This is a genomic window from Shewanella psychromarinicola, from assembly GCF_003855155.1.
Taxonomy (GTDB): domain Bacteria; phylum Pseudomonadota; class Gammaproteobacteria; order Enterobacterales; family Shewanellaceae; genus Shewanella; species Shewanella psychromarinicola.
Map to the genome: position 1 here is coordinate 834,586 of NZ_CP034073.1, position 14,772 is coordinate 849,357.

At 45.0% G+C, this 14,772-nt stretch carries 14 protein-coding genes; 6 read left to right on the forward strand and 8 right to left on the reverse strand.

Features of this window, described 5'->3' with window-relative positions; all coding sequences use genetic code 11:
• The first annotated feature begins 35 nt into the window (after positions 1 to 35).
• Entirely contained in the window at positions 36 to 1,991 is a 1,956-nt protein-coding gene (locus EGC80_RS03535) for a methyl-accepting chemotaxis protein (protein WP_124012758.1), read from the forward strand.
• A gap of 80 nt (positions 1,992 to 2,071) precedes the next feature.
• On the opposite strand, the gene EGC80_RS03540 is transcribed toward EGC80_RS03535, so the two are convergent.
• The 3 genes from EGC80_RS03540 to EGC80_RS03550 form a co-directional block, all read right to left on the reverse strand.
• Positions 2,072 to 2,545 (reverse strand): peroxiredoxin, encoded by a 474-nt coding sequence (locus EGC80_RS03540; RefSeq protein WP_101033215.1) that lies wholly within the window; start codon positions 2,543 to 2,545, stop codon positions 2,072 to 2,074.
• Between the two features lie 34 nt (positions 2,546 to 2,579).
• Positions 2,580 to 3,092, reverse strand: coding sequence for a DUF2937 family protein (locus EGC80_RS03545; protein ID WP_101033216.1), 513 nt, complete (start codon positions 3,090 to 3,092; stop codon positions 2,580 to 2,582).
• A gap of 226 nt (positions 3,093 to 3,318) precedes the next feature.
• Positions 3,319 to 4,215, reverse strand: coding sequence for a LysR family transcriptional regulator (locus EGC80_RS03550; RefSeq protein WP_124012759.1), 897 nt, complete (start codon positions 4,213 to 4,215; stop codon positions 3,319 to 3,321).
• A 146-nt stretch (positions 4,216 to 4,361) separates the two neighbouring features.
• Between EGC80_RS03550 and EGC80_RS03555 the strand changes: the two genes are divergently transcribed.
• Both EGC80_RS03555 and EGC80_RS03560 read left to right on the forward strand, forming a co-directional pair.
• Positions 4,362 to 4,805, forward strand: a complete 444-nt coding sequence (locus tag EGC80_RS03555; protein WP_101033218.1) for a DoxX family protein — start codon at positions 4,362 to 4,364, stop codon at positions 4,803 to 4,805.
• A gap of 45 nt (positions 4,806 to 4,850) precedes the next feature.
• The gene (locus EGC80_RS03560; protein WP_124012760.1) at positions 4,851 to 5,546 is read left to right on the forward strand and encodes a pirin family protein; all 696 of its coding nucleotides are present in this window, start codon (positions 4,851 to 4,853) and stop codon (positions 5,544 to 5,546) included.
• Positions 5,547 to 5,615: 69 nt separating this feature from the next.
• Here the strand turns inward: EGC80_RS03560 and EGC80_RS03565 are convergent, their stop codons facing one another.
• From EGC80_RS03565 to EGC80_RS03575, 3 genes are read right to left on the reverse strand one after another with little or no spacing between them, the layout of a single operon-like run.
• A complete protein-coding gene (locus EGC80_RS03565; protein ID WP_164839414.1) occupies positions 5,616 to 7,208 on the reverse strand; it encodes a PepSY-associated TM helix domain-containing protein in 1,593 nt (530 codons plus the stop codon).
• Positions 7,209 to 7,223: 15 nt separating this feature from the next.
• Positions 7,224 to 7,481 carry a hypothetical protein gene (locus tag EGC80_RS03570; protein ID WP_124012762.1) on the reverse strand — a complete coding sequence of 86 codons (258 nt, stop codon included), beginning with the start codon at positions 7,479 to 7,481 and terminating at the stop codon, positions 7,224 to 7,226.
• A gap of 2 nt (positions 7,482 to 7,483) precedes the next feature.
• The gene (locus EGC80_RS03575; protein WP_124012763.1) at positions 7,484 to 7,801 is read right to left on the reverse strand and encodes a hypothetical protein; all 318 of its coding nucleotides are present in this window, start codon (positions 7,799 to 7,801) and stop codon (positions 7,484 to 7,486) included.
• Between the two features lie 731 nt (positions 7,802 to 8,532).
• Here EGC80_RS03575 and EGC80_RS03580 point away from each other — a divergent pair.
• From EGC80_RS03580 to EGC80_RS03590, 3 genes are read left to right on the forward strand one after another with little or no spacing between them, the layout of a single operon-like run.
• Positions 8,533 to 9,831: a cytochrome c gene (locus EGC80_RS03580; protein ID WP_124012764.1), complete on the forward strand. Its 1,299-nt coding sequence runs from the start codon at positions 8,533 to 8,535 to the stop codon at positions 9,829 to 9,831.
• 18 nt (positions 9,832 to 9,849) lie between these two features.
• Positions 9,850 to 10,329, forward strand: a complete 480-nt coding sequence (locus EGC80_RS03585; protein WP_124012765.1) for a (2Fe-2S)-binding protein — start codon at positions 9,850 to 9,852, stop codon at positions 10,327 to 10,329.
• A complete protein-coding gene (locus tag EGC80_RS03590; RefSeq protein ID WP_124012766.1) occupies positions 10,313 to 12,616 on the forward strand; it encodes a xanthine dehydrogenase family protein molybdopterin-binding subunit in 2,304 nt (767 codons plus the stop codon). The genes EGC80_RS03585 and EGC80_RS03590 overlap by 17 nt, the downstream gene beginning before the upstream one ends.
• 286 nt (positions 12,617 to 12,902) lie before the next feature.
• Here the strand turns inward: EGC80_RS03590 and EGC80_RS03600 are convergent, their stop codons facing one another.
• Positions 12,903 to 14,048, reverse strand: coding sequence for an HlyD family secretion protein (locus EGC80_RS03600; RefSeq protein WP_101033227.1), 1,146 nt, complete (start codon positions 14,046 to 14,048; stop codon positions 12,903 to 12,905).
• 2 nt (positions 14,049 to 14,050) lie between these two features.
• The gene (locus tag EGC80_RS03605; protein ID WP_124012768.1) at positions 14,051 to 14,434 is read right to left on the reverse strand and encodes a DUF3302 domain-containing protein; all 384 of its coding nucleotides are present in this window, start codon (positions 14,432 to 14,434) and stop codon (positions 14,051 to 14,053) included.
• Positions 14,435 to 14,772 lie beyond the last annotated feature (338 nt).

Genomic DNA, 14,772 nt, shown 5'->3' on the forward strand with positions numbered 1-14,772 from the left:
TACTCATAATGGTCTTTATCTGAAGTCTGGGTAGCATGAAAATATCAACATTATCACTTAGTGCATCAGCGTTATTATTACTCCTTGCAGCCTTATTAGCCGCAACCGTGTTGTGGAGTAACCAACAACGCCAAGTGAGCGAGCAGCTCAATCAAAACTTACAGCGGATCCAACATACGTTTCAGTACGATGTGCGCAATAACATCAACAATTACCTACGAACAGGACAAAGCAACTACCTAGAACAGGCGCGCGCCGACATCACCAGTATCACCGTCAGCATCACCCAATTACACCAAGCGCATCCACAATTAGGCAGCGCCTCGCTGATCGAGTTAATGGCCCAATTAATTGGCGACTTAGACACTAAATACCGCGCCGCGGGTAAATTGGCAGGTAACCCGCGTCAATTACTGGCCTTTGCTGAGTCAGAGATGCTCGATTACAATCGCAACTTAAGCCGTTATGCTCAATCCGCCCGCCAAGGCAACAACATCGCACAGCAATACCTAGCCCTCAGCCTTGAATTACCCAGCTTGGTTTACCCATTATCGCAGCAAACTCAGACCCTACTGATAGACCAAGATACCAGCGTGACCAACAGTGTTAACTTCTCCATTAGTGCGCTTAATACCTGGCACGATAAACTACAAAGTCTACCCTTATTAAGGATTTACCGCACCGAAGCAGTGGATGAGTTTGCCTTAGGTGATGATGAACCCGAACGCATTGAAGTTGGCGAAACGCCACGTGCTGAATTACTTAGTTTGACCCAACGCTACAGCAAAGAAGTCGCCAATACCAAGCAGATGATCGCCGACAACCAAACGGTGCAAACCGCACTGATTAACGCCACCAGCCAAGTCGAGCAGCAATTAGTGACCCTAGCAAATAGGCAAACTCAAACAGACCAACAATTAAAGCTCAACTTACAATGGTTGCTGTATGGCATGGTGACCTTGCTAGCGTTGTTTTCGGTGAGTTACTTCATCTTGCAGCAACGCCGAGTGGTCACCCCGTTACGACGCTTAAATCGCGCGTTCTCGATGTTAAGCGAGTCTAACCAACGTGAACAGTTACCGGTAACAAGCCAATGTGAAACCGGCCAGATTGCGGCACACTTTAACCGACTGCTGCAACGATTTGAACAAGATGATGAACAGCAAAAACACAATATGATCCAGGTTTCACAGTCATTAAGCCAATTAGTGACCCGAATTGGTTCGTTATCAAACAGCACCCAACAAACACAAACAGTCGTACAGCAAGCACAGGGGCAAACTGCTGATTTAATTGCATTAGCCAATAAAGTAAACCGGTCGTCTAGTGCGCTAACAGCAAGCGCACAACAGACCATGAATGACATGCTGGCCAGTCAACAAGAGGCACAAGGCGTATTAACTGCTACAGAACATACATTGACCAAAGTGGATCAATGTAACCACTCGCTAACCCAGCTAAGCACCTCGGTCAGTGATGCGGCTAAAATTGTCGATGTGATAGGTAATATTGCCGATCAAACTAACTTACTGGCACTCAATGCCGCCATCGAAGCCGCAAGAGCCGGTGAACAAGGACGCGGGTTTGCTGTTGTGGCCGATGAAGTTCGCAACTTATCCCACCGTACCCAGTTATCGCTCAAGGACATCATGGCAATATTAACCCAGTTAACGACATCGAATGCCGCGCTGAGTCACAGTGTAAATGACATTAGCGAGGCTTCAGAACAGCAAAAAAGCCGGGCCCAAAGCTTGTTAACCTTTGCTCAGCAAGTACAACAACAGGCCAGCGCCATGGCAAAGAGTGCCTGTCAAGGGAGTGAACACGCAAACCAACAAGTGCATCATCTTGACGAGTTTGTGGTTGCCATGGACAGTTTACTGCTGCGAGCAAAACACGCCTTTGAACAAAGCGAAACCATTGCATTAGAAGTCAGCAACAGCGTCAACAATATAGAACAAAACTTAGGCATTGCCGCTGGGAAGGCTTAAACGTCTATCACGTTCGAATATAAAAATGGGCGCCACATTGGGCGCCCATTTTTTATCTCTAATAACCTATTATGTATAGATTATAGTGCCGCCATCACAGCTTCTGCGGTGCTGACTTCAAATGACTTACCTTGTTCAACATTAAGTAAAGTCACTACACCATTGTCGATCACCATGGCATAACGTTGTGAACGAACACCACCAAAACCTGCGGTATCCATTTCTAAGCCTAATGCTTTAGTAAAGCTGGCATCACCGTCTGAAAGCATCATCAATTCAGATGCATTTTGTGCTTCGCCCCAGGCTTTCATGACGAATGCATCGTTAACCGCAACACAAGCAATTAAGTCAACGCCTTTGGCTTTAAATTCGTCTGCCAATACCACAAAGCCAGGTAAATGGGCTTCTGAACAGGTTGGTGTAAATGCACCAGGCACGGCAAACAACACCACTTTTTTACCGGCAAATAACTCAGTCACATCGTGGTTAACCATACCGTCTTTAGTCAGTTGGCTTAATGTAGCTTTTGGTAGCGATTGTCCTTTAGCGATCATAATTATTTCCTTAATTATTAGTTAAAACGATAGGTTATCTTGGCGCCAATACCTTACGGCAGCCCAGAAATAGAATAGATAATACGGATTCACATAAAATCGAGATCAACAGCCCCAATAACATACCAATCGCAATGGCTTCTGGTTTTAACAAAATCACATGGGAATAGTTTTGCCACACCTCAGCTTGAATGTCTTTTTTTGGCGTAAGGATCACTTGTTGATAGGGACTGTAACTGTGTTGACGAAACCGTGTTAATGCATCGGTTAATGACACATAACGTTGATAAATAGACTCGATACTTTCACCGCCAGCACTAAATACTGGATCATTATTTTGTCGATAATGGCGGATCAGTTTATTGATATCCCCACCAAAAAAGCGGTCCGCATCGTGCTGAAACTCAGCCAAACTTAGCTTAGCTTCAAGCTGGTGCGCCTCGAGTCGCTGGCCGTATTGGTCAACAAAACCGGGAACTTGAATACCAATCAATACGCCACAAACAAACAGCACTAAGCGAAGGTAATCCATTAAATGTTTTATCATGATGTCATCGGTTGCGATAAAGATAAATTCAGAAAGGTCACAATATCACCAATTAGTTAACTAAGCATCTTGTATAAATGGATGTTAATTTAACGTGCAGCCGCTGAGGATTTGTAATCCAACATTCACCAATGATGGCATCACAAGCAACGGCTTAATGTCGACACCATCATCGTATCAACACGCTCAAGGGCATCGTCATACGCCCATGAGCAATACAAATAAGTTAACTCAATCCCCAATTCACTTTAGGTAGGTGTTCAACAAACCAGTCAAAGGCGCGCCCTTGATGATCTTTATGCCAAGCAATATACACACTTTGATTGGGCCTTGGGATTGAACATGGCTTTTCAATTAGTTGACCACTATCAAGGTATGATTGCACCATATGCCGCGGTAAAAACCCAATGCCCAACCCTTGCACTTGCGCCGCAATTTTAGCTTCCATGGTATTAAGGCGGATCATCTGCTTACTTTTAAAGATACCGTTATCGCGAATAGGCAAAAGCTGTGAAGTATCGGCCACCACCAGCGCCGAATAATGTGTCAATCTGTCGGCATCCAACATGCCATCCACAAACGCCAGCGGATGATGCGGCGCTACGGCAAACACAAATTCAACTTCACCCATTTTATGGGTTTGAAATACTCCTCTTGGTAGCTCGCCTGACGCGCCAATGACAATATCGGCGCGGCGACTGTGCAGTGCATCCCAACCGCCACCAACCGCTTCAACATCTAAGGTAATATCAACACTGTGCTCTAGTTGATTAAACTGCTCGATCAAATTAAACAATGGTCTCTGATAAATAATGGTATCGCGCGATAAGCGAATTTCATTTTCCCAGCCAGACTCGAGTTGCTGTACCGAATCAATTAACCGATTTGTCGCCAATAAAATTTCTCGCCCATGCTCGAGCACTAACTTACCTGCAGGGGTTAATTGCGCTCGCTGTTTTGAGCGGTCAAACAAGGCCGCACCCATTTCCTCTTCAAGTTTTTTGATGGTATAGGTCAAGGCCGACGGCACTCGATATAAAGATGCCGCTGCGGCAGCAAAACTGCCCTTACGCTCAATGGCATCTAAGGCGCGTAATGCATCAATAGTAATCGGGTTTTGCATGACCTTCTCCATATTCAAAAAAATTGAACTATTACCTCAGTTTATTCCGATTTTTTATTCAATCAAGTACCAATATACTCATCATCAATCAGTGAGACAGGCTCACTTCAAACACACAATGTTTAACCTTATTGAGGATACATACCATGAAAGCACTCGCTAAAAACATCACCCACTCTACTGCAGGTTTCAGCACATTAGCATTACGCTTACCTATTGGGATTATTTTTATGGCTCACGGCGGGCAAAAAATATTTGGTTGGTTTGGTGGTTATGGCCTTGAAGGCACTGGACAATGGATGGCATCAATTGGCATTGAGCCTGGCGTATTAATGGCCTTCTTAGCCGGCAGCGCTGAATTGGTTGGTGGATTATTTATTCTATTGGGTTTACTGACTCGCCCATCAGCGGTGGTGTTGGCTTTTACTATGATTATCGCCATTGTCAGTGTGCATTTAACCAACGGTTTATTTATGGCTAACAATGGTTATGAATTTGCATTAGCACTGTTAGCTGCCAGTGTGTCACTTGCGCTGTCTGGCTCAGGTAAAGTCGCAATCGATAACACCATTGCCACTAAATTAGCTTAAATAAATATCGGCTTAGTCTTTTTAATGGCTCTTTAGGAGAAAGTTATGATCTCATTACGTCATGCAAATCAACGCGGTAAAGCCAACTTTGGCTGGCTGGACAGCAAGCACAGTTTCTCATTTGGTAGCTATTACGATCCACAGCATATGGGGGTTTCAGCGCTGCGAGTCATCAATGATGACCGCGTTACGCCCGGAGCAGGGTTTGCGACTCATGGCCATCGTGATATGGAAATTATCAGCTATGTCCTTGAGGGCTCTATCGTCCATAAAGACAGTGAAGGTAATGTGGAAGTATTGCCTGCGGGTGAGTTTCAATTAATGTCTGCTGGCAGCGGTATTACCCACAGTGAATACAATGCATCAAACACTGAACCACTGAAGTTTTTACAAATTTGGATCCAGCCTAATACCTTAGGCAATACACCGAGATACCAGCAAAAAAACTTTGGTCAAACATTGGGCTTGACCACGATTGCCACACCAACAGGTGAAAACGGTACTTTGCAGATCAAGCAAAATGCGACATTGTCACAACTGATTTTGGCGCCTAAATCTAAAATAACCTATCAGATTGCGACTGACCGTAAAGTGTATGTTCATCAAGTCGCTGGCGAACTGAGCATTGAAGATCAACCGCTGAGTGCAGGTGATGGCGCAAAACTCACTGACATGTCCACAGTGACCTTTATTAACCCATCAGACACTCAGTCAACGGCACTCGTTTTTGATTTACCCTAAATGAGTTCAGTGAATGATTAGCCTGCGGTCGTTTCCCTGCAGGCTAAATCACATCAATCTAACGTTAGTTTATTGTCCACTGGTGGGCGTACTATTTTCAGGCATCGATGACAATGAATGGCGGTACCCGCCTAACTGACATGCGGTCCATAAACACACTGCCGTAACCAACATCATCCCAATCTGTACCCCGATTACCCCATGATAACCAGTTTGCCATAACGCCATTATTTGCTCAGAGAACATCAGCCAATCTGCAGCAATGGTGACCACTAATATGCCACTGGTCAGTAGCAATAACTGACTAATATGCCGCTTAGTATCATTCACCTTAATGCTATACAAGATCACCGCTACTAACGATGCCACAAAACAACCAACCAGCCATTCGCTTCGCCCTGGCAAGGTTGCTGGCAATAGTCTTTCACACAAAAAGCCAACGGCTGTCGCCACAATAATGCCGCCGCAACCACCAATCGTCATCGCGGTCACAATAGCAATACTGCGCGGCGAAGACTGACGCTGAGCACGGCGTTTATTAATCCACAGCATATTGCCCGCGACAATCATGGCGCTGATGGCCATTGCCAATATAAAGTACAAAATGCGGATATCTACCCCGGCAAAGTTACTAAAATGCAATGTCACTAATACATCTCTACCTTGGCGGAATACATTGTAATTATCGACATTAACCTTATTCATCACACTGCTATCTTGGACGCGATAAGTCACTTCATCACGTTGGGCAAAATTAGCCGTGTCGGTTCCACGCACTTGCACCAGAGCATTATCGGCGCCGTAATGATGGAAAATAATATTGCGTAATTCAAAATTCGATTGCTGTTTAGTTTGTTCAATTAAGGTAAACGCATTGCTCATATCCAGTGATTTTTCACTGCGCGGTTCGCTGATACGGTTAAAGCCAGCATCATTAAATAATGCTTGTCGATCGCCCTGGTAAATAAACACCACAAAAGCCAGCTGGAACACTATGGCCAAGTTAAGGATCAAGCCGCTTAGTGCATACATCAAGGTAAAGGGCAGTGTCATCACCCCTGCTACGGTATGAAGATCGAGCAGTTTATCGCGACGCTGTTTATCGACCCGATACAAAAAGAACTGTTTTAGCAATTTGCGGGCGTGAATAAAAATCCCCGACACTAATGCAAATAAAAAGATCAGTGTCACCATACCAATCAGATAACTGCCACCGGGCAGATCGAGGTTGTAATGCAAGCGATAAATAAATTGCGATAGATAAAAGTCATCTTTGCCAGCAACAGTTTGACCGTTTTTAGGATCAACCAATATCGCCATGGATTGAGGCGCTGATTGTGGAGCGTCTCCCACTATATCAAAGTAAAAAATATAATAAGGTACTAGCTGGGTCGGCATATTTATCCGAAAACGGCCATTATAATCAAGCGGATATTCAGCCAACTTTTGCTCAACTAATGTCGCTAGTGGTATGTCTGCTTGGCTGTTATCGACAGGATGATGCGGGGTGATGGCCCATTGCGTTATTTCGTCGTGAAATAAGGTTACGGCGCCGGCCCAAAATACCAAAAATAATAACGGTGAAATAATTAACCCAAGCCAACTGTGGGCTTCGATAAGGTTTTTAATGACTTTGTGCTGTACGGGAGAATCAGATTTCATTGAGGTATTCATGACTTAGGTTTGAGAAAAAAATAACAATGCATTGATAAGGCTACTGGCCACAAGCCATTTTGCACACACCAAGCTGGCGGCCTTTGCGCTATTACGGCTATAACAAAATGCCATCACCATAACCCACATACAAAAACCCAGCATAAGCCCGACAAAGAGTTTTACATCGACATCCACAGGTAAGATCCGAAATACCATGAGCATTAAACTGATTGCCAATAATAATCCCCAAAAAAATGCCGAAAATGACTTAGGCCACATGATTATTTAACCCCAACCAGCACGATACTGACAAATAGCGCAAAGCCTAACGAGCTCACCCAAATACTGCGACCTTTATAATGCGACGCCACCAGCACCAGTAATATCCACATGGTCATCATACAAATCAGCACCACTAAACTGGCCACTAATACACTGTAAGAATGGCTAAATCCCCACAAAGCGAACAACACCGCTATACCGCATAAACTCCAAGACAGTAATTTAGGCAAAGGAAAACTGATAAGCTGCTGTTTATCAGATGCCAAATAGGCAAACAAACAACCAAGCCATAAAGAAGATACACTGACAAGTTCCATTTGATAAGGTCTCAAGATAATTAATGCAAATGATAATGATTTGCATTAATTATCCCGAATGTGCTCGGGTAATACAAGTAGATTGTCAATAAACCTTAAAAACAATCCTCAATCAGTGATCTGATAACGCAGTAACGACCTCTGGTGGCATAATTATTACTGCAAAAAATGATCACTTGTGCAAATAATCGCTGTAAAAAATAACCACCCAGGAAAATAACGACGACATTAACGCTCGCTATGACGATGAAACCGGCAGGCCACAGATAAGTGAATCGCCGAGTAACGTCGCCGCATACCTTAAAGCAATCGTATTAACGGTAAATATGCTCATTTTGGCTTATTTATCCCATCTATTAACCCTAATTGAGGTTAAATAGTTTTTTTAGTCAGCGTCTCCAACGGCCGGTCAATGCAGTTTGGCCGCTGACATTACTGATAGATCCCTAAGATTACCGCAACATAGCGTCAACCTATAAACCGGTTAGTTAACAGCAGATTAACTAAAGCTCATTATTTCTCAATCCACGTGTCACTCATCACATTGCTGATGTATTATGTGATGCTAAGACATAAACAGATAAGTTAATATCATTGCTGGACAAAGGGTCTTCCCTTGCTTAGGATTAATATTTGACCAATCACAATAATAATACAACGTCGAACAGGGAACGTGAGATGAGATATTCCCTTCTTAATACCATTTTTTATTTAAAATAAGGCAATGTAATATGCTAAAACGCATCGTTTACGGCGTATGTGGCGCAGCTATTGTTGGACTCGGCTTATTCAGTTTATACGCTTGGAATCCTGCAATTGACCCCGTCATACCCGCTCAAACAGATTATTCGCCACAGGTTATCGAACAAGGCAAAACCCTCGCCGCAGCAGGTTATTGCAGTACTTGTCACACCCCGCCCGGTGGTACGGCTTATGCCGGTAACTATGAAATGCACACTGATTTTGGCACCATTTATTCAAGTAACATTACCCCAGATGTCGAAACAGGTATTGGTAACTGGTCAGAAGCGGCTTTTAGTCGCGCTATGCGCACTGGTGTAAGTCGTGATGGACATCATTTATTACCGGCGTTCCCTTATGAGCACTTTAATAAAATGACCGACGATGACATTAGTGCTATTTATGCTTACATCATGACGTCAGTCCCAGCCGTCAGCCAAGTCAAAAAAGACAACGGTATTCCATTCCCGCTCAATATCCGATGGTTTCAAGCCGGTTGGAAACTGCTGTTTGCAGACACTCAACCTTTTGAGGTTAACAGCCAGCAATCTGCCAAATGGAACCGTGGCGCTTATTTAGCTCAAGGTATTGCTCACTGTGGTGCATGTCATACTCCGCGTAATGCACTGGGCGGCGAAAAATATGCACAAATGTACCAAGGCGCAGCCATTGATGGCTGGATAGCACCGTCATTAACCTCAACAAGTACTTCACCGATCCCTTGGCGTTCGCAAGACTTTTACGAATACCTCACCACAGGTAACTCGCCTTATCACGGCAGTGCGGCAGGCCCAATGGCGCCGGTGATGCACAAAGGATTATCTGCGCTCCCCAGCAGCGATCTTCAGGCCATTAGCGGTTATTTTGCCGATCTTGCCGGCACGAACAAAACTGACCAGTCACAAACGAGCAGCACTTTACAGGCGGCAATAACGGCGCAGCATCAACAACCGGATCTACGGATTGATGAAGGCGCGCGTTTGTATGCTTCTGCTTGTCAAGCATGCCACTACAATAGCGACCAATTAGTTAAAGGCCGTCCATTGATTACTATCGGTTCGGCGACCCATCTTGATGCTCCAACTAACCTGATTAACGTAATACTCGATGGCGTACGTAACGATCAAGGGATCCGCGGCGTGGTAATGCCAGGATTCCGAGATGCGCTGAGCGATAAAGATATTAGCGCAATAGCAGCCTATTTGCGTCAAACCGCTGGGGAAAGTACCTGGCCGAAATTACAACAACAAGTGGGCGAGATCCGCAATCAACCCCGATTTGAGCACTAATTCACTGGAGAAGTGACAATGGCAAAATTTATTTTAAACGGCAAGCCGATGACTGCCGATGTAGAGAGTGATACGCCTCTACTGTGGGTAATTCGCGATGAACTCAACATGACCGGCACCAAGTTTGGTTGCGGCATTGGCACTTGTGGTGCCTGCACAGTCCATGTTGGCGGCCGAGCAACACGGTCATGCATTACCCCAATATCGTCAGTTGAAGGGGCCGAAATCACTACGATTGAAGGTCTTTCAGAACAAGGCGACCATCCATTGCAAATTTCTTGGCAAAAGCTGCAAGTGCCACAATGTGGTTACTGCCAGTCGGGCCAAATTATGCAAGCGGCGGCATTATTAAAAGATATTCCAAAGCCTTCAGACAAAGACATTGACGCTGTGATGGGCGGAAATTTATGCCGCTGTATGACCTACGTTCGTATTCGTAGCGCCATTCATGAAGCCGCAAACGCAACCAAGGAGAGCAACGATGAGCAGACTGCCTAAACGTGGATCGGTTGGCATGAGCCGCCGCGGTTTTTTAATTGCCATGACAGCTGTCGGTGTCAGTTTTGGTTTTCCTCGTCACTTGATGGCGGCAATGGATCCTGCCAGCCCAGACGGTAAAGTACTCCCGAGTGAAGGCGATATTTACGAACCTTCATTGTGGTATTCAATCGACACCGCAGGCAAAATTAAAGTCAACATTATGCGCTCAGAAATGGGCCAACATGTCGGCACCGCTATTGCGCGTATTCTTGCTGATGAGCTAGAAGCGTCATGGGATGATATTGAAATTATCCATGTCGACAGTGATCCACGCTGGGGTTACATGGTCACTGGTGGTAGTTGGTCTATTTCGCAAAGTTGGCCGGTATATCGTCAAGCAGGCGCCGCCGGTCGTACTGCGTTAATTGAAGCTGCCGCTAAAAAATGGGGCCTTGCGCCACAAGACTGTAAAGCCAGTAATGGGAAAATTATCTCAAGTAAAGGCGAGCTGTCTTATGGTGAGTTAGTCACCATGGGCTTAACGCGTGAGTTTACTGAAGAAGAACTGAAAACCCTGCCGCTTAAACCCAATGCAGACCTAAAACTGGTCGGGCAGCAAGTGACGTCTCTTGATATCGCCAATAAAACCAACGGTAAAACGATATTTGGTATCGACGCTAAAGTCGATGGCATGGTATACGCCAACCCGATTTTACCTCCGACCCGTTATGGATCTAAAGTGGTTAAGTTTGATGACTCAGCCGCAAAAGCAGTAAAGGGTTATCAGCAAACAATCGTGCTAGACGATGCCAGTGGCAGCGTACCTGGTTGGTTAATGGTAATCGCCAGCAGCTTTAATGCGGCGCAAAAGGCCTCAAAACTGGTTAAGGTTACATGGGATGCGGGTGAAACGGCAAACGTGTCTGAAGCAGATATTATTGCCCATGGTAAAACACTGCTTGGCGATCAAACCAAAGGCAGTATTTTAGACACTGGCAATAGTAACACTGAGCCCGTTTTTGCCAGCGCCAGCAGCACTATTGCCGAAGAATATATCACCAGCACGGTATTGCATGCACAAATGGAACCCCTTAATGCCTTGGTATTTAAAAACCCAGACGGTGTATGGGAAGTGCATTCAGGTACTCAATGGCAGTCACTTACGCTACCCGTACTAGCCACAGCATTAGGCGAAGATGAAGCTAACATTGTTATTCGTAGCTACATGTTAGGTGGCGGCTTTGGCCGTAGACTTAACGGCGATTATACTATTCCGGCCGCATTAACCTCTAAAGCATTAGGCGGGAAACCGGTTAAAATGGTGCTAACGCGCCCACAAGACATGCTATTTGATAGCGCGCGATCAGCTTCAGTACAGCAGCTAAAAATGGCCTTTGACGATAAAAAAATCGTTACCGCCATGGAACATCACGCCACTGCAGGTTGGCCAACCCAAGCATTAGTCCCTGGCTTTATGCCAAAAGGCACCAATGGCGAACCCTATGATCCGTTTTCAATTGCAGGCGCAGACCATTGGTACAGCGTTGGCGCCCAAAAAGTACGGGCAGTATCAAACGATCTTGCCATGGCAACCTTCAGACCGGGTTGGTTACGTTCTGTCGGACCCGGTTGGACTAATTGGGCCGTTGAAAGCTTTATGGATGAAGCCGCCCATCATGCAGGTAAAGATCCATTGCAGTTCCGTTTAGACATGCTGATCGCCGAAGGCCGCAATGCCGGTAGTACGCCGGTTGCCGAAGGCGGCGCTGCGCGCCAAGCCGTAGTATTGAAAAAAGCCGCCGAGATGATTGGTTGGGGCACACCTCAAGCCAAAGATACCGCGCTTGGAATAGCATCAACCTTTGGTCAAGAACGTGATATGCCAACATGGGTATCGTGCGCGGTACAGGTCCATGTCGACAAAAGCAACGGTATTGTCAATGTGCAAAAGCTTTATATCGCCATCGATGCCGGTATTATTGTTGATCCAAATGGCGCAGAAGCGCAGTGTCAAGGTGCAGCATTATGGGGATTATCCATGGCGTTATACGAAGGTACTGAACTGCTTAATGGTCAGTATAAAGATTCAAACTTCAATACCTATACCCCGCTGCGCTTAGGTCAAACTCCTGAAGTTAAAATTGAGTTTATCCCAGGCAAAATGCCACCTTCTGGATTAGGTGAGCCAGCAGTAACCCCTGTAGCCCCAGCTATTGCCAATGCAATCTACAATGCAGTCGGTGTACGTTTACGTAAAATCCCGATGAAGCCTAGCGAGTTGAAAAGTGCACTCACTAAAGTGTAATAGCTTACTACACCGCTAACAAAAAGCCCGATACCTTGTATCGGGCTTTTTCATACCAATTTTCATATCATTAACACAAATCAAAGCATTAAGATTACGGCCTCCATCAGCAACAGCACACTAACTGACGGAGACTGCTCAATGAAAGATCGCTTTAGTCGCGCAGATAAAGCGCTGTATTGCGCCAAACGAGGCGGGCGAAACCAAATACAACAAGCACAGACTCGATAATCCCGATCATTTATGTGTCATAGTCATCCGTCACAAATGCCTCCATACAACAAGGCTAATGGCCTTCGGCAAATAAATAATTGAGCCAGCCCTGCATTCTTAACAATACCTTTCGCATGACCGCAACATGGCTAAAATGATCGGTATAAATAGCCACTTGTCCCGCAACCCCCGCAGGCAATGATTGCCTTATTGCGTTATCTTCTAGCTCAATCAACACCACGACTCGGCCGCGGTGAAACAACTTATTTGATGACTGTAAATTACCACTAAATTGGATCTCACCTTCTGCCATTGCGGGCAGTATTTTGGCAACTTTGCCTTTAAACACTTGCCCTGGCATGGCATCAATTATCACCTCAGCCTCATCACCTTCTTTAAGGCGTAACAGTGAGTTTTGCCAAAAAGCACCGGCAAAATATCGGGTTTCATCCGGAATAAAGGTTAATGCAGGACGTAATGGTAAAGGCACTGCCATAACACCTTTTCGCAGCGCCAACTGCGTCACAACACCATTTGCCGGCGCCCTAACGACTGTTTGTTGTAAGTCATACTCGGCCTTGGCGAGTTCAGCTTGAAGGCCCGCCACTTTGGTATTAACCCCGTCAATATTTGACTCATAGGCCAAACGAGTCCGCAGTTCCTCTGCTAAGGCGCCATCAAGTTGCGCTAATGAGGCAATGTATAACTGGCGGCGGTTGTCGAGTTCAAGCTCAGTAAAGGGTGAATTACGCCCGGCTTTTTTACGACCGTCGTCATAACGACGATAAGCGGATCCGCTACGATCTTTATCTGCAGTGGCTTGTTCAACTCTGGCAGTTGCAACCTGAAATGCGGCTTCAAGCTGCGGCACTTGCAGCTCAGCTTCTTTTAGCGCTGCTTGTTTTTGCTTAACCATTGCAAGGTAAGGTGTAGGGTCAATTTTAAATAACACCTCACCTTCTTTCACTGGCGTGTTCGGCTTAACATTGACTTCGATAACCAATCCTTTAACTGCGGGCACAATCGGAATAGTGACGAAATACTCGCGAGCAAATTTCGAATAGGGGTGGTTGTAATTCATTAAAATTAATAAAGTACCAATTAACACAATTCCGCCGAGAATGGCCGTCGGCACGGTCCATTTAGTTAACGGAATTTTAAATACTTTAAAAACTGCGATGCAAAATGCGGTATAAGTCAGTATGAGTAGTAAGTCCATGCTTATGCCTCTTGTGAATGTTCATCTGAAACGGGAGGAGTCGAGACGACAGAACGTTGCTCTAATAGCGACAAACGATCTGTTAGTACTGTGACATGATTCATTAGCTCTTTAACTTCACCCTCAAGTATCAATTCTCGCTTTCTCGAATCACTAAACCCCCAGCCTCTATCTTCACGATATAACGTGGCCCAAATCCATAAAAATGGCCAAATGGCATGCAAAGTAAATAAGCTTACCCAACCGGCAATATGCAGTGCATCTTGTTGTGGATGATTACGTTTTTTCGCAATCTCGTAGGGAATATCATGAATCGCAATAATGCCGTAAAAAATAAATATCACTACAAAAAATATAATCCCTAGCGCAAAATAATCTAAAAACATAACGTCTCCCTGTTACCTTGATTAAATATAAGTCATTTCAATCAGTATAGAACCGATTAAAAAAAGAACCTGTTGATGTTAAAAATATCCATAAAAAACCCTCTATTATGCGTCAACACAATAACGGGCTATTTATGTAAACATCAGGACAAATCAAGTCGGTATTAATCACCTACCATTGTTGCAAAAACTCAAGTCGCGACATATCTTACTCATCCGGTTGCCATGGTTCATCAGACAAGGACTCAACCGTAAAGTCACCTAACGCCGTAGGCTCTTCACTGTGACATAATGAGTTCATTGGCTAAGTAATGCAGGACGGCGCTCTAATACAATGT